The sequence below is a fragment of the Nonomuraea sp. NPDC059023 genome, from assembly GCF_042740095.1.
Classification (GTDB): domain Bacteria; phylum Actinomycetota; class Actinomycetes; order Streptosporangiales; family Streptosporangiaceae; genus Nonomuraea.
On sequence record NZ_JBHYIO010000002.1, the window covers coordinates 335,164 to 358,158 of the forward strand.

20 protein-coding genes and 2 pseudogenes are annotated in these 22,995 nt (G+C 70.1%); 17 read left to right on the plus strand and 5 right to left on the minus strand.

The window, feature by feature from the left end:
* Positions 1-23: 23 nt before the first annotated feature.
* The 9 genes and pseudogenes from ACFWYW_RS04890 to ACFWYW_RS04930 form a co-directional block, all read left to right on the plus strand.
* Positions 24-638: pseudogene (locus ACFWYW_RS04890) on the plus strand (3-hydroxyacyl-CoA dehydrogenase family protein); the annotation flags it as partial.
* A pseudogene (paaA, locus tag ACFWYW_RS04895) lies at positions 635-1,534 on the plus strand (1,2-phenylacetyl-CoA epoxidase subunit PaaA); the annotation flags it as partial. The pseudogenes ACFWYW_RS04890 and paaA, both read left to right, overlap by 4 nt.
* Before the next feature lie 410 nt (positions 1,535-1,944).
* Entirely contained in the window at positions 1,945-2,214 is a 270-nt protein-coding gene (gene paaB / locus ACFWYW_RS04900; protein WP_379609714.1) for a 1,2-phenylacetyl-CoA epoxidase subunit PaaB, read from the plus strand.
* Positions 2,211-2,948 (plus strand): 1,2-phenylacetyl-CoA epoxidase subunit PaaC, encoded by a 738-nt coding sequence (gene paaC, locus ACFWYW_RS04905; protein ID WP_379609715.1) that lies wholly within the window; start codon positions 2,211-2,213, stop codon positions 2,946-2,948. The genes paaB and paaC overlap by 4 nt, the downstream gene beginning before the upstream one ends.
* Positions 2,942-3,469, plus strand: coding sequence for a 1,2-phenylacetyl-CoA epoxidase subunit PaaD (gene paaD / locus ACFWYW_RS04910; RefSeq protein ID WP_379609716.1), 528 nt, complete (start codon positions 2,942-2,944; stop codon positions 3,467-3,469). Before paaC ends, paaD begins: the two co-directional genes overlap by 7 nt.
* A 1-nt stretch (position 3,470) precedes the next feature.
* Positions 3,471-4,475 (plus strand): 2Fe-2S iron-sulfur cluster-binding protein, encoded by a 1,005-nt coding sequence (locus tag ACFWYW_RS04915; protein WP_379609717.1) that lies wholly within the window; start codon positions 3,471-3,473, stop codon positions 4,473-4,475.
* Positions 4,476-4,605: 130 nt separating this feature from the next.
* Positions 4,606-5,553, plus strand: coding sequence for an MBL fold metallo-hydrolase (locus tag ACFWYW_RS04920; protein ID WP_379609718.1), 948 nt, complete (start codon positions 4,606-4,608; stop codon positions 5,551-5,553).
* Complete coding sequence (locus ACFWYW_RS04925; protein WP_379609719.1) at positions 5,532-7,064, plus strand: FAD-dependent monooxygenase; 1,533 nt, start codon at positions 5,532-5,534, stop codon at positions 7,062-7,064. The genes ACFWYW_RS04920 and ACFWYW_RS04925 overlap by 22 nt, the downstream gene beginning before the upstream one ends.
* A 13-nt stretch (positions 7,065-7,077) precedes the next feature.
* A complete protein-coding gene (locus tag ACFWYW_RS04930; protein WP_379609720.1) occupies positions 7,078-8,463 on the plus strand; it encodes a trehalose-6-phosphate synthase in 1,386 nt (461 codons plus the stop codon).
* Here the strand turns inward: ACFWYW_RS04930 and ACFWYW_RS04935 are convergent.
* Positions 8,444-8,722 carry a DUF4235 domain-containing protein gene (locus tag ACFWYW_RS04935; protein WP_379609721.1) on the minus strand — a complete coding sequence of 93 codons (279 nt, stop codon included), beginning with the start codon at positions 8,720-8,722 and terminating at the stop codon, positions 8,444-8,446. The genes ACFWYW_RS04930 and ACFWYW_RS04935 overlap by 20 nt on opposite strands.
* Before the next feature lie 79 nt (positions 8,723-8,801).
* Here ACFWYW_RS04935 and valS point away from each other — a divergent pair, with 79 nt between their 5' ends.
* The gene (gene valS, locus ACFWYW_RS04940) at positions 8,802-11,300 is read left to right on the plus strand and encodes a valine--tRNA ligase (RefSeq protein ID WP_379609722.1); all 2,499 of its coding nucleotides are present in this window, start codon (positions 8,802-8,804) and stop codon (positions 11,298-11,300) included.
* Here the strand turns inward: valS and ACFWYW_RS04945 are convergent.
* A complete protein-coding gene (locus ACFWYW_RS04945) occupies positions 11,297-13,435 on the minus strand; it encodes a DUF6351 family protein (protein WP_379609723.1) in 2,139 nt (712 codons plus the stop codon). The genes valS and ACFWYW_RS04945 overlap by 4 nt on opposite strands.
* An 86-nt stretch (positions 13,436-13,521) precedes the next feature.
* On the opposite strand from ACFWYW_RS04945, the gene ACFWYW_RS04950 reads away from it, so the two are divergent.
* From ACFWYW_RS04950 to ACFWYW_RS04975, 6 genes are read left to right on the plus strand one after another with little or no spacing between them, the layout of a single operon-like run.
* Complete coding sequence (locus tag ACFWYW_RS04950) at positions 13,522-14,748, plus strand: AI-2E family transporter (protein ID WP_379609724.1); 1,227 nt, start codon at positions 13,522-13,524, stop codon at positions 14,746-14,748.
* Between the two features lie 11 nt (positions 14,749-14,759).
* Positions 14,760-15,314, plus strand: coding sequence for a PaaI family thioesterase (locus ACFWYW_RS04955; protein WP_379609725.1), 555 nt, complete (start codon positions 14,760-14,762; stop codon positions 15,312-15,314).
* A 20-nt stretch (positions 15,315-15,334) separates the two neighbouring features.
* Positions 15,335-15,805, plus strand: coding sequence for a dUTP diphosphatase (gene dut, locus ACFWYW_RS04960; RefSeq protein WP_379609747.1), 471 nt, complete (start codon positions 15,335-15,337; stop codon positions 15,803-15,805).
* 12 nt (positions 15,806-15,817) lie between these two features.
* Positions 15,818-16,456 (plus strand): DUF3710 domain-containing protein, encoded by a 639-nt coding sequence (locus ACFWYW_RS04965; protein WP_379609726.1) that lies wholly within the window; start codon positions 15,818-15,820, stop codon positions 16,454-16,456.
* 28 nt (positions 16,457-16,484) lie between these two features.
* Positions 16,485-16,874, plus strand: a complete 390-nt coding sequence (locus ACFWYW_RS04970; protein WP_184971835.1) for an OB-fold nucleic acid binding domain-containing protein — start codon at positions 16,485-16,487, stop codon at positions 16,872-16,874.
* Positions 16,875-16,878: 4 nt separating this feature from the next.
* The gene (locus ACFWYW_RS04975; protein WP_379609727.1) at positions 16,879-17,541 is read left to right on the plus strand and encodes a DUF3159 domain-containing protein; all 663 of its coding nucleotides are present in this window, start codon (positions 16,879-16,881) and stop codon (positions 17,539-17,541) included.
* Positions 17,542-17,899: 358 nt separating this feature from the next.
* Here ACFWYW_RS04975 and ACFWYW_RS04980 read toward each other — a convergent pair whose 3' ends face one another.
* Together ACFWYW_RS04980 and ACFWYW_RS04985 are read right to left on the minus strand one after the other, a co-directional pair.
* On the minus strand, positions 17,900-18,559 hold the full coding sequence (locus ACFWYW_RS04980; RefSeq protein WP_379609728.1) for a potassium channel family protein: 660 nt from the start codon (positions 18,557-18,559) through the stop codon (positions 17,900-17,902).
* Positions 18,559-19,224 carry a potassium channel family protein gene (locus tag ACFWYW_RS04985; RefSeq protein WP_379609729.1) on the minus strand — a complete coding sequence of 222 codons (666 nt, stop codon included), beginning with the start codon at positions 19,222-19,224 and terminating at the stop codon, positions 18,559-18,561. The genes ACFWYW_RS04980 and ACFWYW_RS04985 overlap by 1 nt, the downstream gene beginning before the upstream one ends.
* 102 nt (positions 19,225-19,326) lie before the next feature.
* Between ACFWYW_RS04985 and ACFWYW_RS04990 the strand changes: the two genes are divergently transcribed.
* Entirely contained in the window at positions 19,327-21,369 is a 2,043-nt protein-coding gene (locus tag ACFWYW_RS04990) for an APC family permease (RefSeq protein WP_379609730.1), read from the plus strand.
* Here the strand turns inward: ACFWYW_RS04990 and ACFWYW_RS04995 are convergent.
* Positions 21,347-22,993, minus strand: a complete 1,647-nt coding sequence (locus ACFWYW_RS04995) for an alpha/beta hydrolase (RefSeq protein ID WP_379609731.1) — start codon at positions 22,991-22,993, stop codon at positions 21,347-21,349. The genes ACFWYW_RS04990 and ACFWYW_RS04995 overlap by 23 nt on opposite strands.
* Between the last annotated feature and the right edge of the window lie 2 nt (positions 22,994-22,995).

Genomic DNA, 22,995 nt, shown 5'->3' on the forward strand with positions numbered 1-22,995 from the left:
TGGTGATGGGGCCGGTGCCGCGTGGTGTGGATCTGGTGATCGAGGCGGTGCCGGAGGATCCCAAGCTCAAGGTCGAGGTTCTGGCCGAGGCGGAGGCGCGGGCGGGGGAGCGGGCCGTACTGGCGAGCAATACGAGTTCGCTGTCGATCGGTGAACTGGCGGCGGGGCTTGATCGGCCCGAGCGGCTGATCGGGCTGCACTTCTTCAACCCCGTGCCGGTGCAGAAGCTGGTCGAGATCGTTGTGACGCCCGGTACTCCGGGTGAGGTGCTCGGGCGGGCGCAACGGTGGGTGGAGCTGATCGGGAAGACGGGGGTGGTGGTCAACGACTCGCCGGGGTTCGCGTCCAGTCGGCTGGGGGTGCTGCTGGGGCTGGAGGCCATGCGGATGGTCGAAGAGGGCGTCGCCTCGCCCGAGGACATCGACACCGCCATGGAGCTCGGCTACCGGCACCCGATGGGGCCGATCAAGCTCGGGGACCTCGTGGGGCTGGATGTGCGGCTGGCCATCGCCGAGTACCTGCACCGGAAGCTCGGCGAACGGTTCGAGCCGCCCCGGATTCTGCGGGAGAAGGTCGCCGCGGGGGAGCTGGGGCGTAAGTCGGGGAAAGGGTTCTATACGTGGGAGGAGGATCGATGAGCGGGATATTTCAGGAAGTCATCGACGCGGACGAGCGCATCGAACCACGCGACGACATGCCCGACGCCTACCGCAAGACGCTGATCCGGCAGATCGCCCAGCACGCGCACTCCGAGATCATCGGCATGCAGCCGGAAGGCAGCTGGATCACCCGGGCGCCCTCGCTCAAGCGCAAGGCGATCCTGCTGGCCAAGGTTCAGGACGAGGCGGGGCACGGGCTCTACCTCTACAGCGCCGCCGAGACGCTCGGCGTCCACCGCGACGAACTGCTCGACGCACTCCACGAGGGCCGCCAGCGCTACTCCTCGATCTTCAACTATCCGACCCCCACCTGGGCGGACATGGGCGCGATCGGGTGGCTCGTGGACGGCGCCGCCATCGTCAACCAGGTGCCGTTGTGCCGGTGCTCGTACGGGCCGTACGCGCGGGCGATGGTGCGGATCTGCAAGGAGGAGAGCTTCCACCAGCGGCAGGGCTACGAACTCCTCTACACGCTCGCCCACGGTACGCCCGCCCAGAAGCGCATGGCCCAGGACGCGGTGGACCGCTGGTACTGGCCGTCGCTGATGATGTTCGGCCCGCCGGACACCGAGTCGACCCATTCCGCGCAGTCGATGGCCTGGAAGATCAAGCGCCACTCCAACGACGAGCTGCGGCAGCGCTTCATCGACATGCTGGTACCGCAGGCCGAGATCCTGGGCCTCACCCTCCCCGACCCCGACCTGAGCTGGAACCCCGCGCGCGGCCACTACGACCACGGCGAGATCGACTGGTCGGAGTTCAAGCGCGTGCTGGCGGGCGACGGGCCCATGAACGCCGAACGCATGTCCCACCGCCGCCGCGCCCACGAGGAGGGCGCCTGGGTCCGCGAAGCCGCCACCGCCTACGCGACCCGCCCCACCACCCACCCATCCACCCCGGGCCCATTCACCTCTGGGGCGTCGGGTTCCAGGCTGCCGGACCGTGAGGCCTCCGAGGAGTCAGCCCTCGAAATGTCAGCCCCTAGGCCGTCAGCCCCCGGGTTGTCGGACCCCGGGTTGTCGGCCCTCGGGTTGTCGGACCACGGGTTGTCGGACCCCGAAGTGTCGGACCGCAGGTTGTCAGACCGGGGGTTGTCGGATCCCGAAATGTCAGCCCACAGGTCGTCGGACCGGGGGTTGTCAGACCTGGGGCTGTCGGACCGCGGGTTGTCAGACCAGGGGTTGCCGGACCGTGGGCCGGCGGCGCGTGGGGTGCCGGGGGATGGGGTGGCGGGATCTGGGGCGGTGCCGTGGGAAGGCGGTTCCGGGGTTGGGGAGGTGGGGTGATGTTGTGGGAGGTGTTCGTGCGGCCCAAGCGTGGGCTTTCGCATGTGCACGCCGGGAGCCTGCACGCCGAGGACGCCGAGCTGGCGTTGCGGCATGCCCGGGATCTGTACACCCGCCGCCAGGAGGGCGTGAGCATCTGGGTCGTCCCGGCCGCCGAGATCACCGCCTCGTCGCCGGATGAGAAGGACGCGTTCTTCGATCCGGCGGGGGACAAGCCGTACCGGCATCCGACCTTCTACGACCTGCCCGAGGGGGTGAAGCACCTGTGAACTCCCTGGAGATCGGTGACGACTGCCTCGTGCTGTCGCAGCGGCTGGCCGAGTGGGTGACGCGGGCGCCCACCCTTGAGGAGGACGTCGCTCTGGCCAACCTCTCGCTCGACCTTCTCGGGCAGGCCCGCTCCTTGTTGTCGCGGGTCGGCGATGAGGACGAGCTGGCGTATCTGCGCGGTCCTGGGGAGTTCCGCAACTGCCTGCTCGTGGAGCAGCCCAACGGGGACTTCGCGCACACGGTGGTGCGGCACCTGCTGTACGCGAGCTTCCTGTTCGAGGTGTACGGCGCGCATCCCGAGGACGGGGTGGCCGCCAAGGGCGTCAAGGAGATCGCCTACCACCGCGACTACGCCGCCCTCTGGACCAGGCGTCTCGGACTGGGGACCGACGAGAGCCACCGCCGCATGACGGCCGCCCTGGACGCGCTCTGGCCGTTCACCGGGGAGCTGTTCGCCCAAGACGCCCAAGACACCCAAGACGCCGGGAGCGCCGAGGGCGCCGGGGATGCCGGAGACGCGGGTGAAGGGGGCGGTTGGGGTGTGGGCGTGAGTGTGCTCAGGGAGCCTTGGGCGGAGTATGTGGGGGCGGTGCTGAATGAGGCGGGGCTGGCGGTGCCGGAGGGTACTGGGCAGCGGTATGGGGGGCGCAGAGGTGTGCACAGCGAGCACCTGAGCGCCCTCCTCGCCGAGATGCAGGCACTGCACCGCGAGCACCAGGGCGCCACATGGTGACGCTCGCGCAGGCCAGAGCGGTGGTCGCGGCGGTGCCGGACCCTGAGCTGCCGGTGCTCACCCTTGGTGATCTGGGCATCGTCAGGGAGGTCAGGCAGAGGGCGGACGGTGGGTTCGAGGTGGTGGTGACGCCCACGTACTCGGGCTGCCCGGCCATGGACGCCATCCGCGAGGACATCGGCCGGGCGCTGCCCGGCGCGGTGGTCACGACGGTGCTGTCGCCGCCCTGGAGCACGGACTGGATCACCGACGAGGGCAGGGAGAAGCTGCGGGAGCACGGGATCTCGCCGCCGGGCCGCCTGCGCGGCCGGGGGACGGTCGCGCTGGAGCTGAGCGAGAGGGGAGCGGTCGCGCTGGAGCTGAGCGAGTGGGGGGCGGTCGCGCTGGAGTTGAGCGCGCGGTGTCCCCGGTGCGGGTCGCCGGAGACGCGCCTGGTCAGCCGGTACGGCTCGACCGCCTGCAAGGCGCTCTACACGTGCCGCGTGTGCCTGGAGCCGTTCGACCACTTCAAGGAGATCTGACGTGAGCCGCTTCCGGCCCCTCACGGTCGCGGCCGTGGACCGGCTGACCGACGACGCGGTGGCGGTGACGTTCGAGGAGCGGCTGCCGTTCGTGCAGGGGCAGCATCTCACCGTGCGCGTCTTCCTCGACGGCCTGGAGGTACGGCGCAGCTACTCCATCTGCTCCCCGGCCGGCGGCCCCCTCAGGATCGGGGTCAAGCGGCTCCCGGGCGGGGCGTTCTCCGAGTGGGCCAACTCCATGCTCAAGCCGGGCGACATGGTGGAGGCGATGCCGCCACTCGGCCGGTTCACCACCCCGCTATATCCGGAAAAATCGCGGCATCATCTGGCCATCGCCGCCGGATCCGGCATCACCCCCGTCATCTCCCTGCTGACGACCACGCTGGAGGTCGAGCCACTCAGCCGCTTCACCCTCGTGTACGGCAACAGAACCGCCAGGGAGGTCATGTTCGCCGAGGAACTGGCCGACCTGAAGGACGTCTACGGCAGCCGGCTCAACCTCCTCCACGTCCTCAGCCAGGAGCCCCAGGAGGCGCCGATCGCCAGCGGCCGCATCGACGCGGACAAGATGCGCACCCTGCTGCCCCTGCTGGGCGAGGCCGACGAGTACTACCTGTGCGGCCCTATCGGCCTGGTCGAAACGGTCAGGGGGATGCTGGTAGGCGGACGGGTCCACTACGAGCTGTTCTACGCGGGGGAGCCGGTCGCGAGGGCGCATGCCGTACCGGATGGGGCGGTTTTCGACTTCACGCTCGACGGCCGCACCACGCGCGTGAACCTGCGCGACGACGAGAGCCTGCTCGGCGCCGCGCTGAGGGTGCGCGCGGACGCGCCCTACGCGTGCAGGGGCGGCGTCTGCGGCACCTGCCGCGTGAGGGTGAGCAGGGGGGAGGTCACGATGGACCAGAACTACGCGCTGGAGCCCGGAGAACTGGCGGCCGGATACCGGCTGGCCTGCCAGAGCCACCCCGTCACCGAGCACGTCACAGCGGACTTCGACGCCTGAAAAGGCGAAAAACCCGAAAACCCGAAAAAGCGGAAAACGGGGGAGCGGGGGAGCGGGGGAGCGGAAAAGCTGGGGAAGCGGAAAGCCGGAAAGAGCCGGGGAAGCGCCTGTTGTGAAGGAGCGGAAGAAGATGGCCAAGCCGTTCGCCTCATCGGAGGATCTGGGCGAGAAGCGGCAGACGCTGCATGTCCTGGCCGAGGGCGTCTACGCGCTCACCGCCGAAGGCGACCCCAACGTGGGCGCGGTCGAGGGCGAGGATTTCGTGGTGTGTTTCGAGGCGCTGGCCACCCCGGTCGCCGCCCGCGAGTGGCTGGCGAAGCTGCGTGAGCACACGGACAAACCGGTGCGCTACCTGGTCCTGTCCCATTACCACGCGGTGCGGGTCCTGGGCGCGTCGGCGTTCGGCGCGGACGTGATCGTGGCGCACGAGAAGACCCGCGAGCTCATCGCCGAGCGCGGCGAGCAGGACTGGGCCAGCGAGTACGGCAGGATGCCACGCCTGTTCAAGGAACCCGCCTCGATCCCCGGCCTGACCTGGCCCACCGCCACGTTCAGCGACCGTTTCACCATCGAACTGGGCGGCGACAGGGGCGAGCTGGTCCTGCAGTACTGCGGGCGCGGCCATACCGAGGGCGACCTGGTGATGTGGCTGCCGAAGCATCGGATCATGTTCGCCGGCGACCTCGTGGAGTCGCAGGCCGCCCTGTACACCGGCGACGCCTTCCACCGCGACTGGGCGTCGGGCACGCTCGACCGGGTGGCGGCGTTCGGGGCGGAGGCGCTGGTCGGTGGCAGGGGCGCGGTCGCGACGGGCAAGGACGGGGTCGAGGCGGCCATCGCCCAGACCCGCGAGTTCCTGGACGTGATGATCAGGGAGGTGGGCGGCAGCCGTACGCTCAAGGAGGCTTTCGAGCGCACCCACGCGGCGCTCGCGCCCCGCTACGGACGCTGGCCGATCTTCGAGCACTGCCTGCCGTTCGACGTCTCGCGGCTGTGGGACGAGCTGCACGGGATCGAGCGCCCGGTCATCTGGACCGCCGAGAGGGACAGGGACGTATGGGCGGCCCTGCAGTCATAGTGGTCGGCGCGGGCCCGGTCGGCCAGACGGCGGCGCTGCTGCTGGCCCGCTGGGGGCTGCGGGTGCTGGTCCTGGACCGCAGGCCGGCGCGTGACCTGGAGGGCTCGCGTTCGATCTGCCAGCAGCGCGACGTGCTCGACCTCTGGTCGTGGCTGGGCGTGCCGCAGGTGGCCGAGGAGGGCCTGACCTGGACCACCGCGCGCACCTACTACCGCGACCGCGAGCTGTTCTCGTGGAGCTTCGGCGCGCAGGGCCCGCTGCCGCCGTTCGTCAACATCTCGCAGGCCCGCACCGAGGAACTGCTCGACGCGGCCATCGCCGCCGAGCCGCTGATCGAGGTGCGCTGGGACCACGAGGTGACCGGCCTGGAGCAGGACGGCGAGGAGGTGACGGTCCGCTGCGGCGATCGGGTGACGCGCGCGCCCTATGTGCTGGCCTGCGCGGGCGCCCGCGCCCATGGGGTACGGCAGGCGCTCGGCGTCACCTTCGACGGGCACTCCTTCGACGACCAGTTCCTCATCTGCGACATCCGGGCCGATCTGCCGGGCTGGGAGCAGGAGCGCCGCTTCTACTTCGATCCGGAGTGGAACCCCGGCCGCCAGGTCCTCATCCACCCGTGTCCCGGCTCGACGTATCGGATCGACTGGCAGGTCCCGCCCGGCTACCTCGCAACATCAGATGATATTTCGCGAAAAATCAGGCAAATCATCGGTGACCGGCCGTATGAGCTCGTCTGGCAGTCGGTCTACCGCTTCCACTCCCGGATCGCCTCCCGGATGCGCGTGGGACGGGTCCTGCTGGCCGGGGACTGCGCCCACCTCGTGGCCCCGTTCGGCGCCCGCGGGCTCAACTCCGGCGTGCCCGACGCCGAGAACGCCGCCTGGAAGCTGGCCGCAGTCCTGCGTGGCTGGGCGCCGGAGGAACTGCTGGAGACCTATCACGACGAACGGCACGCCGCCGCCCGGGAGAACCTGGAGGTCACCACGGCCACCATGCGCTTCCTGGTGCCCACGGACGAGGCCGGGCGGGCCCACCGGCGCGACGTGCTGGAGCGGGGCGCGATCGAGGAGGTCGACTCCGGGCGCTTCGCCGAGCCGTACTGGTACGTCGACTCCCCGCTCACCACGCCGGGCCGCCCCTTCGCCGGGCGTCCGCCCAGGGGACAGAGCCCGGCTCCGGCGCCCGGGGTGATCCTTCCCGACTGCCCCGTGCCGGGCGGACGGCTGCGCGAGATGTGCAGGAGCGGTTTCCTGCTACTCCTGGGTGAAATGTGTGATTCGAGTTTGTTTGCCCAGATCCCGGGGAAGGTGACTACGGCGCCGCTCGCCGTTCGCGAGCTCGCGGAGATCGATGGGACCGGAGCCCTGGCCGAGACTCTCGGTGCGGCGCCGGATGAGGTATGGCTCGTCAGGCCCGACGCCCACATCGCCGCGATGATCCCCCATGCGGGGACCGAAGAGGTGGCGGCCGCCGTGAGCCGTGCCTTGCGGCTTGCGTACAGTGAGTCGTAGGAGGGAATCCTTGGTGACCAGCCGTAGCTCGTTCCTGATCGTGGCGAACCGCCTGCCGGTGGACCGCACGGTAGGGCCTGACGGAACGGCATCGTGGCGTCGAAGCCCTGGAGGACTGGTCACCGCCATCGCCCCGGTCATGCAGCGCCGCAAAGGCGCCTGGCTCGGCTGGCACGGCGCCGCCGACGAACTCCTGGAGCCGTTCGAGAACGACGGCATGGACCTCATCCCCGTCCCGCTGACCTCGGAAGAGGTCGAGCTCTACTACGAGGGCTTCTCCAACTCGACGCTCTGGCCGCTCTACCACGACGTGGTCGCACCGCCGGTGTTCGAACGCGAGATGTGGGAGTCCTACCGCACCGTCAACGAGCGCTTCGCGCAGGCCGCCGCCGAGGTCGCCGAGCAGGGCGCGGTCGTGTGGGTGCAGGACTACCAGCTGCAGCTGGTGCCCGCGATGCTCCGCAAGATGCGGCCGGACCTGCGCATCGGGTTCTTCCTGCACATCCCGTTCCCGCCCGTCGAGCTGTTCTGGCGGCTGCCGTGGCGGCGCGAGCTGGTCGAAGGGCTGCTCGGGGCGGACCTGGTCGGCTTCCAGCTCCCCGGCGGGGCGGCCAACTTCCGGATGCTGTGCAGGCGGCTGCTCGGCCTGCCGTACAAGAGCAACGAGATCTTCCTGGAGGACCGGGTCGTCACCACCCAGGCGTTCCCGATCTCCGTCGACTTCTCCGAGCTGGACACGCTCGTGCGCGAGCCGCACATCATGCACCGGGCCAAGGAGATCAGGGTCGAGCTCGGCGACCCCGAGCACGTGCTGCTCGGCGTCGACCGGCTCGACTACACCAAGGGCATCGGCCAGCGGCTCGAAGCCTTCGGGGAACTGCTGCGCGATGAGAGCCTGGCCCCGGGCGAGGCGGTGTTCGTGCAGATCGCGACGCCCAGCAGGGAGCGGGTCGAGGAGTACCGGCGGCTGCGCGACGACATCGAGCTGCAGGTCGGCCGGATCAACGGCGAGCACTCGGTGCTGGGGGCCCAGCCGGTCCAGTACTTCCACCAGTCCTATGACCGGGAGGAACTCGCGGCGCTCTACCTGGCCGCCGACATCATGGTCGTGACGCCGCTGCGCGACGGGATGAACCTCGTGGCCAAGGAGTACGTCTCCTGCCACCACGATCTGCAGGGCGCGCTGGTGCTGAGCGAGTTCGCCGGGGCCGCCTCCGAGCTGCGCTCGGCGTACCTGGTCAATCCGTACGACGTGGAGGGACTCAAACGGGAGATGATGGCCGCCATGAACGCCTCGCCGCACGAGCTGGCCCGGCGCATGCGCACGATGCGGCGCCGGGTGGCCACCTACGACGTCGACCGCTGGGCCAGCGAGTTTCTCACGGCTTTGGAGTCTTGAGCGCTTTCCAGGCGTCGTAGCGCTTCTTCGCGGTCTTGTTGACCACGATCTGCGCCACCGACATGCCGACGCCCATCACGACCGCGTAGCCGATGGCCTCACCCATGCTGACCTCGGGGGACTCCGAGTCGATCGGGGGCTCCTTGCCCGTCGCCTTGACCCAGACGATCCCGAGCAGCTTCCTGGCCGCCCAGGCCGTCACCAGACCCACCAGACCGCCGATCACCCGCCACGCGACATCCGGCTTGTCGTCCGCCATCCTGATCACTCCTTCGCCTATGTAACGAACACTAGTCTCTAGCTTCTGCGAGCCGTGCGAAGCCGTACCATAAGGAGGCATGACTCAACAGCGACTACGCCATGCCGCCATGCCGGAGAAACCGACTCTCGACGGCCTGGAGCAGGTATGGGTAGCCCGCTGGGAGGACGAAGGCGTCTACCGCTTCGACCGTACCCGTGAGCGGCCGGAGATCTTCTCGATCGACACCCCGCCGCCCACCGTCTCCGGCTCGCTGCACGTCGGACACGTCTTCTCCTACACCCACACCGACATCATGGCCCGCTACAAGCGGATGGCGGGCTACGAGGTCTTCTACCCGATCGGCTGGGACGACAACGGCCTGCCCACCGAACGCCGGGTGCAGAACGTCTACGGCGTGCGCGGCGACGCCTCCCTGCCCTACGACCCGGAGTTCGCTCCACCGGACAAGCCGGGCAAGCGGGAGATCCCCATCTCGCGGCGCAACTTCGTCGAGCTGTGCCACAAGCTGACCGCCATCGACGAGCAGGCCTTCGAGGAGGTCTGGCGGCGCGTCGGCCTGTCGGTCGACTGGTCGCTGCTCTACACCACGATCGGCGACGACTCCCGCGCGGTGTCGCAGCGCGCCTTCCTGCGCAACCTCGCGCGCGGCGAGGCCTACCTCGCCGAGGCGCCGACGCTCTGGGACGTCACCTTCCGCACCGCCGTCGCCCAGGCGGAACTGGAGGATCGCGAGTGGCCTGGCGCCTTCCACCGGATCTCCTTCTACGGCGACCAGGGGCCGGTCTTCATCGAGACCACCCGGCCCGAGCTCATCCCCGCCTGCGTGGCGCTGGTGGCCCACCCCGACGACGAGCGCTACAAGCCGCTGTTCGGCACGAGTGTGCTCACGCCGCTGTTCGGCGTCGAGGTGCCGATCGTGGCCCACCGCCTGGCCGAGATGGACAAGGGCTCCGGCATCGCGATGATCTGCACCTTCGGCGACGTCACCGACGTCACCTGGTGGCGCGAGCTGGGGCTGGCCACGCGGTCGGTCATCGGCTGGGACGGGCGCCTGCTGCCCGAGCCGCCGGAGGGCGTGGACGGCGAGCCGTACAAGGAACTGGCCGGCAAGACCGTCCACAGCGCCCGCGAGCGGATCGTGGAGATGCTGCGCGAGTCCGGCGACCTCGACGGCGAGCCCAAGCCCGTCCAGCGCACGGTGAAGTTCTACGAGCGCGGCGACAAGCCGCTGGAGATCGTCACCACCCGCCAGTGGTACATCCGCAACGGCGGGCGCGACCAGGCGCTGCGCGAGCGGCTGCTGGAGCGCGGGCGGGAGCTGAAGTGGCATCCGCCGCACATGCGGGTGCGCTACGACAACTGGGTCGAAGGGCTCAACGGCGACTGGCTCATCTCCAGGCAGCGCTTCTTCGGCGTGCCGTTCCCCGTCTGGTACAAGCTCGACGGCTCCGGCAACCGGCTGCACGACGAGCCGATCCTGGCGCCGGAGGAGATGCTGCCGATCGACCCGTCCTCGGACGTGCCGCCCGGCTACACCGAGGACCAGCGCGGCGTGCCCGGCGGCTTCGCCGGCGACACCGACGTCATGGACACCTGGGCCACGTCCTCGCTGACGCCGCAGCTCGCCGGCCGCTGGGAGACCGACGACGACCTGTTCCGCCGGGTCTTCCCCATGGACCTGCGCTCGCAGTCGCACGAGATCATCCGCACCTGGCTGTTCGCCACGGTGACCCGCTCGCACCTGGAGTTCGGCGGCCTGCCGTGGAGCGACGCGGCGGTGTCGGGGTGGATCCTCGACCCCGACCGCAAGAAGATGTCCAAGTCCAAGGGGAACGTCGTCACCCCGATGGCGCTGCTGGAGCAGTACGGCTCCGACGCCGTGCGCTACTGGGCCGCCAACGGCCGCTACGGCGTGGACACCGCCTTCGACCCCGGCCAGCTCAAGGTCGGCCGCAGGCTGGCCATCAAGATCCTCAACGCCTCGAAGTTCGTGCTCGGCTTCGGCGAGGTCGGCGGCGAGGTGACCGAGGCGCTGGACCTGTCCATGCTGGCCGCGCTGGACGAGGCCGTCGGCGAGGCGGGCCGGGCCTTCGAGTCCTACGACCACACCAGGGCCCTTGAGGTCGCCGAGCGGTTCTTCTGGTCGTTCTGCGACGACTATCTGGAGCTGGTCAAGGCGCGGGCGTACGAGGGGGACGCCTCGGCGATCGTGGCGCTGCGGCGGGCGCTGGAGACGCAGTTGCGGCTGTTCGCGCCGTTCCTGCCGTTCGTCACCGAAGAGGTCTGGTCGTGGTGGCGCGAGGGCTCGGTCCACCGGGCCGCGTGGCCGCAGGCCGCCCCCGGCGCCGGCGACCCCGCCGTGCTGACCGTGGCCTCGGAGATCCTGCGCCGGGTGCGCAAGGCCAAGTCCGAGGCCAAGCAGTCGATGCGGGCCGAGGTGTCCAGGCTGACCGTCACCGGCCCCGAGGTGGCGCTGGTACGGCTGGCCCAGGACGACCTCTGCGGCGCCGGCAACGTCGAGGAGTTCGTCCTGGAACCGGGAGAGTCGCTCACCGTCGAGGTGGCGCTCGGCTAGTAGTCGCACACCCCCGCCGGGAAGACCGCGTCCAGCCGGGCGCGCTCGGCGGGGGCCGGGTTCCACGTGCCGTACAGGCCGCGGGCGATCGCCTTGGCGACCGGCTGCAGCCGGCACTTGAAGACCCCGCCCTCGATCGGGCCGCCCGCGACGATCCGGCTCGTCGAGTACAGCGGGAACGCCTTCGTGCAGGCGCCCGGCTCGCGGCGGTCGAGGATGCCGTTCCACACGCCGCGGCCGGCCGCGATCTGCGTGCCGTCGGTGGCGAAGCAGCGATCCACCGCCAGCGGCGGTTTGTTGCCGGACACCCCGCGCCACGGGCGCTCGCGGATGTTGGCCATCCACGCGTCGATGACCTCCAGCGCCTGCGGCGTCTGGTCGAAGCGCGGCCCGTCAGGCCGGGCGTCGGTGAACCAGATCACCTGGTTGCCGGCGTCGCCGTCATGGTCGAGCATCCGCCGCCGCGAGGCGAACGACTGGTGGCTGTTGTGCATGTCGAGCTGGTCCTCCAGGTAGTGGCGCCAGTCGATGACCGGGATGTCGATGTCGCCCCTGAAGACCAGGCCGCTGCGCTCGACGTTGCGGATCGCGACCGGGTCGCCGGCCCTGCGGCCGGGGCCGATGTTGCGGGCGCTCCACGGGTCCCAGTCGGCCGGGCAGGCGGCCGGGACGAACGGGCAGCCCTCCTGGACCATGTCGCGCGACTCCTTCCACGAGCCCGCCTTCTCGTTGACGTCCAGGAACTCCTCCGGCGTGATGACGCCGTCGCGCAGGGCCTTCAGGCCGTACTGCACGCCGACGTTGTCCCAGGGGGAGCGGGCGTAGCCGTCGGGGCCGACGCCGTAGACGTTCTTGAGGTCTTCCCAGTGGGTCCAGTGGACGGTGTCCTTGACGCCCGGCGGGTCCATCTTGGCCCACTCGGGGTCGTTGTCGTCGGTCCACTTCGGGTTCATGGCCAGCGGGGTCAGGCCGCGCCAGCCGATCACGCACTCGCTGGCGCCCGGCTGCCTCGTGTAGGGGTTGGCGACGGTGTCGCTGGCGTTCAGGCCGATCAGGGCGGTCCTGGAGTTCCAGTTCGCCCAGCGCGGGGTGGCGTCCATGTAGCGTTCGAGCAGCTCGCAGTCGCCGATGTGGATGGTCTGGGTGACCATGTCGGGATAGGAGTACTGGGGGATGGCGGCGTCGATGATCCGGTCGCCGTGGTTCTGGGCGTAGACGTACTGCTGGATGGCGCCGCCCGAGCCGCCCACGCCCACGGTGTAGAGCGGCCTGCCGTACAGCTCGATGAAGCGTTCCTTGACCATCAGGGCGGTCTCGCCGCCGACGATCAGGTTGTAGTGGGTCGAGGTACGCGTGCCGGAGGAGTGCAGGATCGCGTAGCCCAGGCCCAGGCCGTGCGGGTCGAGGGCGCTGCCGCCGAGCGTGCCCTGGTCGCGGCCGATCGCGACGCCGCCGTCGAAGCGGTACATGGCCCGCTGGTTCCAGCCGCCCTCCACGACCGCGATCGAGTAGAGGAAGCGGTTGACGACGCCGCGCTCGCGCTTGACCACGAAGTCGACGGTGCGCCCGTCGAGCAGCTTCGTCGTGGACATGTCGGCCGGGCGTTCGGCGGGCATCGGCTTCCACTGGCCGCCGGTCGAGCGGTAGATCCGGTCGGTGACCGACGGGGCGAAGCAGTCCTTGCTCCAGCCGCCCTCGACCCGGTAGCCCTGCCGGTCCTGGTTGTCGGCCACGGGCGGGCCGAGGCCCGTGCGCTCGGTCTTGCAGACGAACGGGTACTGCTGCGGGCCCGAGAAGATCGGTCCCGAGATCGGGTGGTTGCGCAGCCGCAGCACGTCCCGGTACGGCCGCGCCGTCGCGGTGACCAGGTTCTCGCCCGAGCGCAGGCCGGTCACCAGGCCGGTCGCCGTCCTGCCGCCCGGGTCGGGGGCGAAGGCCGAGGTCACGTCCTCGCCGTTGCGCAGCACTTTCAGCCGCGGGGCGAGTCTTACCCTCAGCAGGGCGTCGCCGCCGCTCACCTGGTCGGCGCGGCTGGAGAGCACCTCCAGCGCGAGGCCGCCGCCCGCGTGGGCGGGCAGGGCGGTGAGACCGGACAGCGCCATGAGGAGCGCCACTAAGATCGGGACAGCCTTCATGCGTCGAACGTGACATGGGCCGCTGACCTTGCCCAGGCCCGAATATCTGCGCGCATCTGTCGGTGGGACGTGCCAGTCTTGAACACGTGTTCTCCGACCGACTGACGAAACTCGTGCCGCCCGTCCTGGCCCGCATGGCGGCGTGGAGTGCCTGCCTGATCCTCGTCGGCGTGGTCGTCTACGTCTTCGCGCAGGTCATCGCCAGGCTGAGCTTCGTGGCGCTGCCGGTGGCGATCGCGCTGCTGCTGGCCGCCCTGCTCTATCCGCTGACGCGCTTCTTCCGCGGGGTCGGGCTGCGCCCGATCTACGCCACCTGGCTGACGATGCTGGTGGCGCTGGCCATCCTGGGCGGCACCGGCTGGCTGGTGGGCACGCGGGCCAGCGAGGAGTTCCCGCAGCTCGCCAAGCAGATCACCGCGACGATCAACAACGTGCGCGACTGGATGCTGGTGGGGCCGCTGCATCTCAGCGAGGCCGAGCTCAGCAAGTGGACCGGGCAGATCACGAGCTGGATCACCCAGCAGCAGGCGGCGCTGACCAGCACCGCGCTGGCCGCCGGTCAGGTCTTCGTGGAGATCCTGGCCTCGATCGTGCTGCTGCTGTTCGTCACGTTCTTCCTGCTCAAGGATGGCGACCGGATCTGGGGCTGGTTCCTGAAGGGCTTCGGCAGCATGGCGCCGCGGGTCGACAGGGCCGGCACCGCCGCATGGGTCACGATCTCCCACTACGTCCAGGGCACGGTCGCGGTCGCCGCGGTGCACGGCGTGATCATGGGCATCGTGCTGGCCGGGCTGGGGGTGCCGCTCTGGGCGGCGCTGGCCGTACTGATCTTCCTGGCCAGCTTCATCCCGATCGTCGGCATCTTCTTCGCCGGCACCGTGGCCACGCTGGTCACGCTCGGTTCGGTCGAGCCGTGGAAGGCGCTGGTCTTCCTCATCGTGCTCATCGTCGAGCAGCAGCTGGAAAACCACGTGCTGCAGCCTCTGATCGTCGGGCGGGCGCTCAACTTCCACCCGCTGGCGATCATCCTGGTGCTGGCGATCGGCGGCATCATGGGCGGCATCGCGGGCGCGGTCGTGGCGGTCCCGGTGGCCGCCGTCATCTACCGGGCGCTGCCCGAGCTGCGCCACGATCCGCCGCAGGAACTCCCGCCGGCCGACCCGTCCACGCCGCGGGCGCCCGCGAAGCCCACTCCCGGCAAGCCCGGCGCCTCCACACCGGAAGCGCCCACGGAGCCTGGCGCCCCCGCGCCGGAAGCGTCCGCCGAGCCCGGCGCGGCCGCCGAGGACGTGGCGGCCTCCGGCAAGGAGTAACCTCGTCACCCGTGACACGTTCCTCCCTGACCACGCCTCCCGAGGGCGCGGACCAGCCGAAGGCGCACCTCAACGCGCCCCCGCCGGGTTCGGCGCTCGGCTCCCACTACAGCCGGTGCTTCGGCTGCGGCGCCGACCACCCGACCGGACTCCACCTCGCCGCCCGCACGCCCGACGGGGCCACGGTCGAGGCGGAGTTCACCGTCGGCACGGCCCACCAGGGAGCGCCGGGGCTGGCGCACGGCGGCGTGCTCGCCGCGGCGATGGACGAAGTCATCGGAATGTCCATCTGGCTGTTCCACAAGCCGTATGTCACGGCCCGCCTGGAGACCGACCACCTCCTCCCGGTTCCCGTGGGCACGACACTCCACCTGCGTGCCTGGTGCACCGGTGTGGCGGGGCGGAAGGCGTACCTTGAGGCTGAGGGGCGCGTGGGCGCCCCCGACGGCCCGGTCGCCGTCCGCGCCGCGGCGCTGTTCGTCGAGGTGAACATGGAGCACTTCGCGCGGCACGGCGACGCCGAGGCCATGGCGGCCGAACATCACGAGTACGAGGTGAACCCGTGAGCGGGAGCGAGTCCGGCGCAGTGGACGGGAGGCGCGCGAGCCTCGCGCGCCCGACGGACACGGAGGTCCTGATCCAGCGGCTCGACCGCGAGCTGCCGCCGCCGTCCTATGCCCATCCGGGCGACGCCGGCGCCGACCTCTACGCCGCCGAGGACGTCGAACTGCTGCCCGGCGAGCGCGCGATGGTCGGCACCGGACTGGCGATCGCGCTGCCCGACGGCTACGCCGCGTTCGTGCACCCGCGCTCCGGCCTGGCCGCCAAGCACGGCGTGACCCTCGTCAACGCCCCCGGCACCGTCGATGCCGGATACCGTGGCGAGATCAAGGTGACGCTGATCAACACCGACACCAAGAACGCCTTCCGCCTGCGCCGCGGCGACCGGGTCGCCCAGCTGGTCATCCAGCGTGTGGAGCGCGCCGCCTTCGCCGAGGTCGAGCGCCTGCCCGGATCGGCACGCGGCAACGGCGGCTTTGGTTCTACCGGACGTTAAGGAGTGAGGAACGTGTTCCGACGCAAGCGTCGCGAGCAGGAGCCGGTCGCCGAGGAATCGGCGGCACGCGAGCCCGGCCGCGAGTCGGGTCCCTGGGACGCCGACGAGACGCACCCGGAGTCAGACCGGATCGACCTGGGTGGCCTGCGGGTCCCGCACCACCCGGCCTTCGACATCCGCCTGGCCGCCATGGGCGACCAGCACGTCAGCGTGATCGCCCTTTACGAGGAGAGCACGCTGCAGGTCCAGGCGATGGCCGCGCCCAAGTCCTCCGGCCTGTGGGACGAGGTACGCACCAAGATCACCAGCACCGCGAGCGGCCTGTCCGTGAGCGAGGGCCCGTTGGGTGCCGAGCTGAGGGGCGAGGTCGAGTCCGACGGCGAACGCCGCCAGATCCGCTACCTCGGCGTCGACGGCCCGCGCTGGCTGCTGCTGGCCATCATCAGCGGCCGGGCCGCCCTCGACGAGAAGGTCGCGGAGGAGTTCCTCGACTTCATCAGGGACATCGTCGTGGTGCGCGGCAGCGACCCGATGGCCAGGGAAGAGGCGATCCCGCTGCGCCGTCCCAACGAGAACACCCCGGAACAGGACGCGCCCGACCCCGGGCTCAACCCGTTCCAGCGAGGACCTGAAATCAGTGAGATTCGCTGACGCCTCTCATCACATAAGCTGAGTCATCATGACGAGTACGGCAGAGCCCCACAAACGCGGGGGATTGCGCGGCTTCTTCAGCCGGCTTGCCTCCCCGCAGTCCGAGATCGAAGCTCAGGAACTGCGGGAGGACGCCGACCAGGCCGGCGCCACTCCCATCGTCAGGTGCGGCGGCCGACGCCGCTTCTGCGTAGCCGGTACGCTACGTACCGTGACGCTGCGTCCCCGAGGTGGGGCGCCCGCGCTGGAGGCCGAGCTCTACGACGGGTCCGACGTGATCGACCTCGTCTGGCTCGGCCGCCGAAGGATCGCGGGCATCGAACCCGGTCGCATCGTCAAGGCCGAGGGCCTGGTCAGCATGCAGGACGGGCGCAAGGTGATGTTCAATCCACGATACGAACTGCGTCCAGGGAGCTGATCAGGTGAGCGCCGAGGCCGAGGAAGTCGCCCACGACACCGTCGAGTCGGCGGTGCGCGCCCAGCTCAGCAAGGCACTGGGCGGCGTGCGTGGCATGATCGAGGCCGCGGTGCCCACGATCGCCTTCACCGTCACGTGGATCACCACGGAGCAGCTGAAAACCTCGCTCATCGTCAGCATCGCGCTGGCGGTGCTGCTGCTCCTGGCGCGCCTCGTGCAGCGCTCCACGCCGCAGTTCGTGATCAACAGCCTCATCGGCATCGCCATCGGCGCCTTCTTCGCCAGCCGCTCGGGTGACGCGAAGGCGTACTTTCTCCCCGGAATCCTCTGGAACGCCGGCTACTCGGTGGCGATGCTCATCTCGATCGTGACCCGCTGGCCGGTCGTGGGCTTCCTCATCGGCTCGGTCACGGGTGACCCGACGGCCTGGCACAAGGACCCGGGGATCGTGCGGCTGTGCACGCGGCTGACGTGGTTGCTGATGGTGCCGTGCGTGGTGCGGGTGGCGGTGCAGTTGCCCGTCTACCTGTACGGAGGCGACGAGGCGGTGGCGGCGCTGGGCATCACCAAGATCCTGATGGGCTGGCCCCTCCAGGTCGCCGCCCTGGCCGCCATGCTCTGGCTCCTGGGCCGCGGCCGCACGCCCATCAAGCCGTCGATTGCCTGATCTTCTTTTTCTGGTTGCTGTGTGCGGCTAGGGGTGTGTGGCGGTTCTTTCCGGCCCTTTTTCCGTTACGGCCGGCCCCAGCCACCCCCACCCGCCGCACAGGGCCGGGCCCCGTCCAGGGACACGGCCGTCCAGCGTGCGTGGCCGGCCGCCGCTACGGCCGCCCCGCCGGCCACCCGACGCTGCTCGGGAAACCCCGGGCACACGTGCTTGTCAGCGGTAGCCGGGTTCGGGGCGGGCGTTATGGTGGCCCGCCCCGCACGCTGGACGGCCGTGTCCCTGGACAGAGGCCGGCCACGTGCGGCGGGTGGGGGTGGCTGCGGCTTGCCGTAACGGATGGTGGGGCTTGAAGGGAAAGTCAGTGAGAGGACAGCAGGTGCGCCAGGTCCTGCTCGACTTCTTGGTTGGCGACGAAGAGGAGCTCGTCGCCGGCTTCGAGCGGGTCGTCGGCGGTGGGGACGAGGACGCGGCCCTCGCGGAGGATGGCGACCAGGGCCGAGTCCGTGGGCCAGGGGACCGAGCCGGCGCGCTGGCCCACCACCGGGGCGTCGTCGGCCAGCGTGAGCTCCACCAGGTTCGCCTGCCCCTGGCGGAACGTCATCAACCTCACCAGATCGCCCACGCTCACCGCCTCTTCCACCAGCGCGGACAGCAGGCGCGGCGTGGAGACGGCGACGTCCACGCCCCAGGACTCGTTGAACAGCCACTCGTTCGACGGGTGGTTGATGCGGGCCACGACGCGCGGCACGCCGTACTCCGTCTTGGCCAGCAGTGAGACCACGAGGTTGACCTTGTCGTCTCCGGAGGAGGCGACGACGACGTGGCAGTTGTTGAGCCCGGCCTCGTCGAGGGAGGAGATCTCGCAGGCGTCGGCGAGCAGCCATTCGGCGCGCGGCACCGTGTCGATCTTGATGGCCTTGGGGTCGATGTCGATGAGCAGGACCTCGTGGCCGTTCTCCAGGAGTTCGGCGGCGATGGAGCGGCCGACGGCTCCGGCGCCGGCGATGGCGACGCGCATCAGTGGTCCTGTTCCGGCGCCGCGGCGAGCACCTTGTTGATCCGGTCCATGTCGTTTTCTGCGGCGATGACGTGCAGGATGTCGCCTTCCTGGACCATGGTCTCGCGCTTGACGACCAGGGCCTCGCCCATGCGGTTGACGAACGCGATCCGGGCCCCGGCCCGCTCTTCGAGGTCGACGACGCGGGTGCCGACCCAGGCGGCGTTCACCGTGACCTCGGCCAGGATGACGGTGCCGGTGGGGTCGCGCCAGAGGGGTTCCGCGCCCTCGGGCAGGACGCGGCGCAGGATCTGGTCGGCGGTCCAGCGCACGGTGGCGACCGTGGGGATGCCGAGCCGCTGGTAGATCTCGGCCCGGCGGGAGTCGTAGATGCGGGCGACGACGTTGTCGACGCCGAACGTCTCGCGGGCGACGCGGGCGGAGATGATGTTGGAGTTGTCGCCGCTGGAGACCGCCACGTAGGCGGCGGCCGACTCGATGCCGGCCTCGATGAGGACGTCGCGGTCGAAGCCGACGCCGGTGACGCGGCGGCCGCGGAATCCGGCGCGCAGGCGGCGGAACGCCTGCGGGTCCCGGTCGATGATCGCGACCGAGTGGCCGTTGTCCTCAAGGATGTGGGCGATGGTCGATCCCACCCGGCCACAACCCATGATCACTATATGCATACTCTCCGCCGTCCGCGGGTTGGCAGGTCTCGTGTATCAGTATGGCCTGATAAGGGAGCGCCGTAACTGCCGGGCGGGAGGAGAGGGCTAGCATCGGTTTACGTGGCGAAGGTAACGGATCTCCTGAAACGCGTCCTGGTCGGCAGGGCGCTGCGCAGCGGTCAGCTGCATGAACAGCTGCTTCCCAAACGCATCGCACTCCCCGTGTTCGCGAGTGACGCCCTGTCCTCGGTGGCCTACGCGCCACAGGAGATTCTGGTCATCCTTTCGCTGGCGGGTGTGTCGTTCTACCACTTCAGCCCATGGGTGGCCATCGCCGTCATCATCGTGATGCTCACGGTGGTCGCCTCGTACCGGCAGAACGTCCACGCCTACCCCAGCGGCGGCGGCGACTACGAGGTCGCCACCACGAACCTCGGCAAGAACGCCGGCCTGACCGTGGCCAGCGCGCTCATGGTGGACTACGTGCTGACGGTGGCCGTCTCGGTCGCCAACGGCGTCGACTACGTGGGCGCGACGGTGCCGTTCGTGGCCGAGCACAAGCCCACGGTCGCCATCGCCATCGTCATTCTGCTCACGGTCGTCAACCTGCGCGGCATCAGGGAGTCGGGCGCCGCCTTCGCCATCCCGACCTACGCGTTCATGGCCGCGGTCATCGGCATGATCGTCTGGGGCGGCATCCGGCTGCTGGTCCTCGACGACGACCTCAAGGCCCCCACCGCCGACTACGGGATCGTGGCCGAGCAGACGAACCTGACCTCCTTCGCCGCCGCCTTCCTGATCCTGCGCGCCTTCTCCTCCGGCTGCGCCGCCCTCACGGGCGTCGAGGCCATCAGCAACGGCGTGCCCGCCTTCCGCAAGCCCAAGAGCAGGAACGCCGCCACCACGCTGCTCATGATGGGCCTGGTCGCGATCACGATGTTCGGCGGCATCATCGCGCTCGGCCTGGTCTCCGGCGTGAAGGTCTCCGAGCACCCGGCGCTGGACATCCTCATCGACGGCAAGCCGGCCGGCGAGAGCTACTACCAGCAGCCGATCATCTCCCAGGTGGCCGACGCCGTCTTCGGCAGCGGCTCGGTGCTGTTCGTGGTGATCTCGGCGGTGACCGCGCTGATCCTCTTCCTGGCGGCCAACACCGCCTTCAACGGCTTCCCGGTGCTCGGCTCGATCCTGGCCCAGGACCGCTACCTGCCGCGCCAACTGCACACCCGCGGCGACCGGCTGGCCTTCTCCAACGGCATCGTCATCCTGGCGCTGGGCGCCTGCCTGCTGCTGTGGGGGTTCCAGGCCGACGTGAGCCGCCTGCTCAACCTCTACATCGTCGGCGTCTTCGTCTCGTTCACGCTCAGCCAGACCGGCATGGTCATCCACTGGACGCGCCACCTGAAGACCGAGACCGATCCCCGCGTACGCCACCAGATGCACCGCTCGCGGACGATCAACTTCTTCGGCGGCATCATGACCGGCCTGGTGCTGATCGTGGTGCTGCTGACGAAGTTCCTGGTCGGCGCGTGGATCGTGTGCATCGCGATGCCGATCCTGTTCCTGATGATGAAGGCGATCCGCCGCCACTACGACAACGTCGCCGCCGAGCTGGAGATCACCGAGGAGTACGAGCCGTCGATGCTCCCGGCCCGCAACCACGCGATCGTGCTCGTCTCCAAGGTGCACAAGCCGACCATGCGCGCCCTCGCCTACGCCCGCGCCACCCGCCCGTCCACGCTGGAGGCCATCACCGTCGGCGTCGAGGGCGACGAGGCCCGCCGCCTGCAGGAGGAGTGGGAACGGCGAGGCATCCCCGTCCCGCTGAAGATGCTCGACTCGCCCTACCGGGAGATCACGCAGCCCATCCTCGACTACGTCAAGACGCTGCGCCGCCGCTCGCCCCGCGACGTCATCACCGTCTTCATCCCCGAGTACGTCGTCGGCCACTGGTGGGAGCACCTGCTCCACAACCAGAGCGCGCTGCGGCTCAAGGCGCGCCTGCTGTTCAAGCCGGGCGTGATGGTGACCAGCGTCCCGTGGCAGCTGCACTCCTCCGACCGGCTCAAGGGCCGTCCCGAGCCGTTCGCGCCGGGTTCCGTACGCCGTCCCTGGCACCAGGTCATCAAGGACGAGCAGCTCACGGGGAAGAACGAGCGCTGACCAGCGCGTGGAGGCGGGCGGTGTCGGCGGCGCTCCAACCGGCCGGCGCGGCGATGGCCGCCCAGCCCCCCACCACGTTCGCGCCGTAGACGTGGCCGTGCCCGGCCGGGACGTTCAGCGCGACCGACATGTCCCCCAGCACCTGCCAGAACGTCACCAGCGGGAACCAGTTCATCTGCGGATTGACGTCCGGCCCGCGCGGCGCGGTCAGCCACTCCGGCTTGGCGTAGATGAGGTCGGTCGACCACCACACGACCGGGTCGGAGGCGTTCTGCAGATACACCACGCGCGGCCGCTCCCACGGCCCCGGCGGCCAGGACAGGTCATCCGGATACTGCCCGAAGCGCACCGTCCTGCCCTGCTCGTACACCGGCCGCCACACCGGGCTGTCCGGCTCACGCCCCGCGGTCACCGCCCGCCAGATCGGGTTGGCGTCCGGCGGTCCCACGAACAACGCCCCGTCGGCCCTGCTCACCAGATCCGGCAGGTCGCGGAAGGCGCCTTCGAGCTCGAAGCTGCCCAGGCTCTCCCCTGACAGGACCAGCAGCGGCCGTTCGCCCGGCGGCAGCCGTTCCCACCGTGCGCGCACCGCGTCGAACAGCGCCGCGCCCGCCCGCGCCGCCTTGCCGCGGTCCACCAGGAACGACACCCAGCTCGGCAGGTAGGAGTACTGCAGGGCGACCATCGCGCTGTCGCCGTTGTACATGTACTCCAGGCTGTCGGCGATCTGCTCGTCCACCCACCCCGTGCCCGTCGTCCCCAGCACCGCGAGCACAGGGCGCGCGAACGCGCCCGTCCTTTCCAGCTCCCGTACGGCCAGCGCCGCCTGGGCCGCCGGTGTGGGAGCCGCCTGCAGGCCCACGTAGACCCGGATCGGCTCGGCGGGCCGCTTCCCGGAGAAGGCGCGCAGCCGGGGCGTCGCGATAGCGCTCCCGGTGAAGTTGCGGCCCTCGCGCCCCAGGGCGTCCCAGCCCACCAGCGAACCCGCGCCGCCGGACACCTTCACCGAACCCGGCCGCCGCACCCCGGGATCGGTGGTGCCGTTGGCGACCGACGAGGCGTCGTTGACCGCGTTGACGAACCCCGAGAACAGCACGTCGTTGGCCAGCACCCCGACGACGGCGGTCACGATGACGATTGCGGTGGCCTGGGCGATGGGCACCGGGACGAAGCGGTCCAGCCAGGTGATCAGTTTGCGGCCGCCGAGCCGTACCGACCGGGCCAGGAGCAGGAAGAGCGCGAACAGCGCGACGCTCAGCGCCAGGATCGCCGGCGGGAACCAGGTGATCTGCCTGGTCATCCCCATGAGCGCGCGCAGGTCGCCCTGCCAGCCGAGGCTGTACCACAGCGTCACGCCCGCCAGCGTGGCGCACACCGCGATCAGCACCCGCCAGGCCAGCACCCGCCCCCGCTCGGGCAGCCGGTAGCCGATCAGCGCCCGTCCCGCCGCGCCCGCGCTCGCGCCCACGGCGTAGCCGATGATGCCGGTGACCCCGCCCATCGCGCCCTGCATGACCCACGGCCTGGGCAGCAGCGTCGGGGTGAGCGAGGCGCAGAAGAACAGCGTGGCGGCCAGCGTGCCCCCGAACCCGAGCCGCCGTCGTACCACCCGCCCCTCGTGCATGG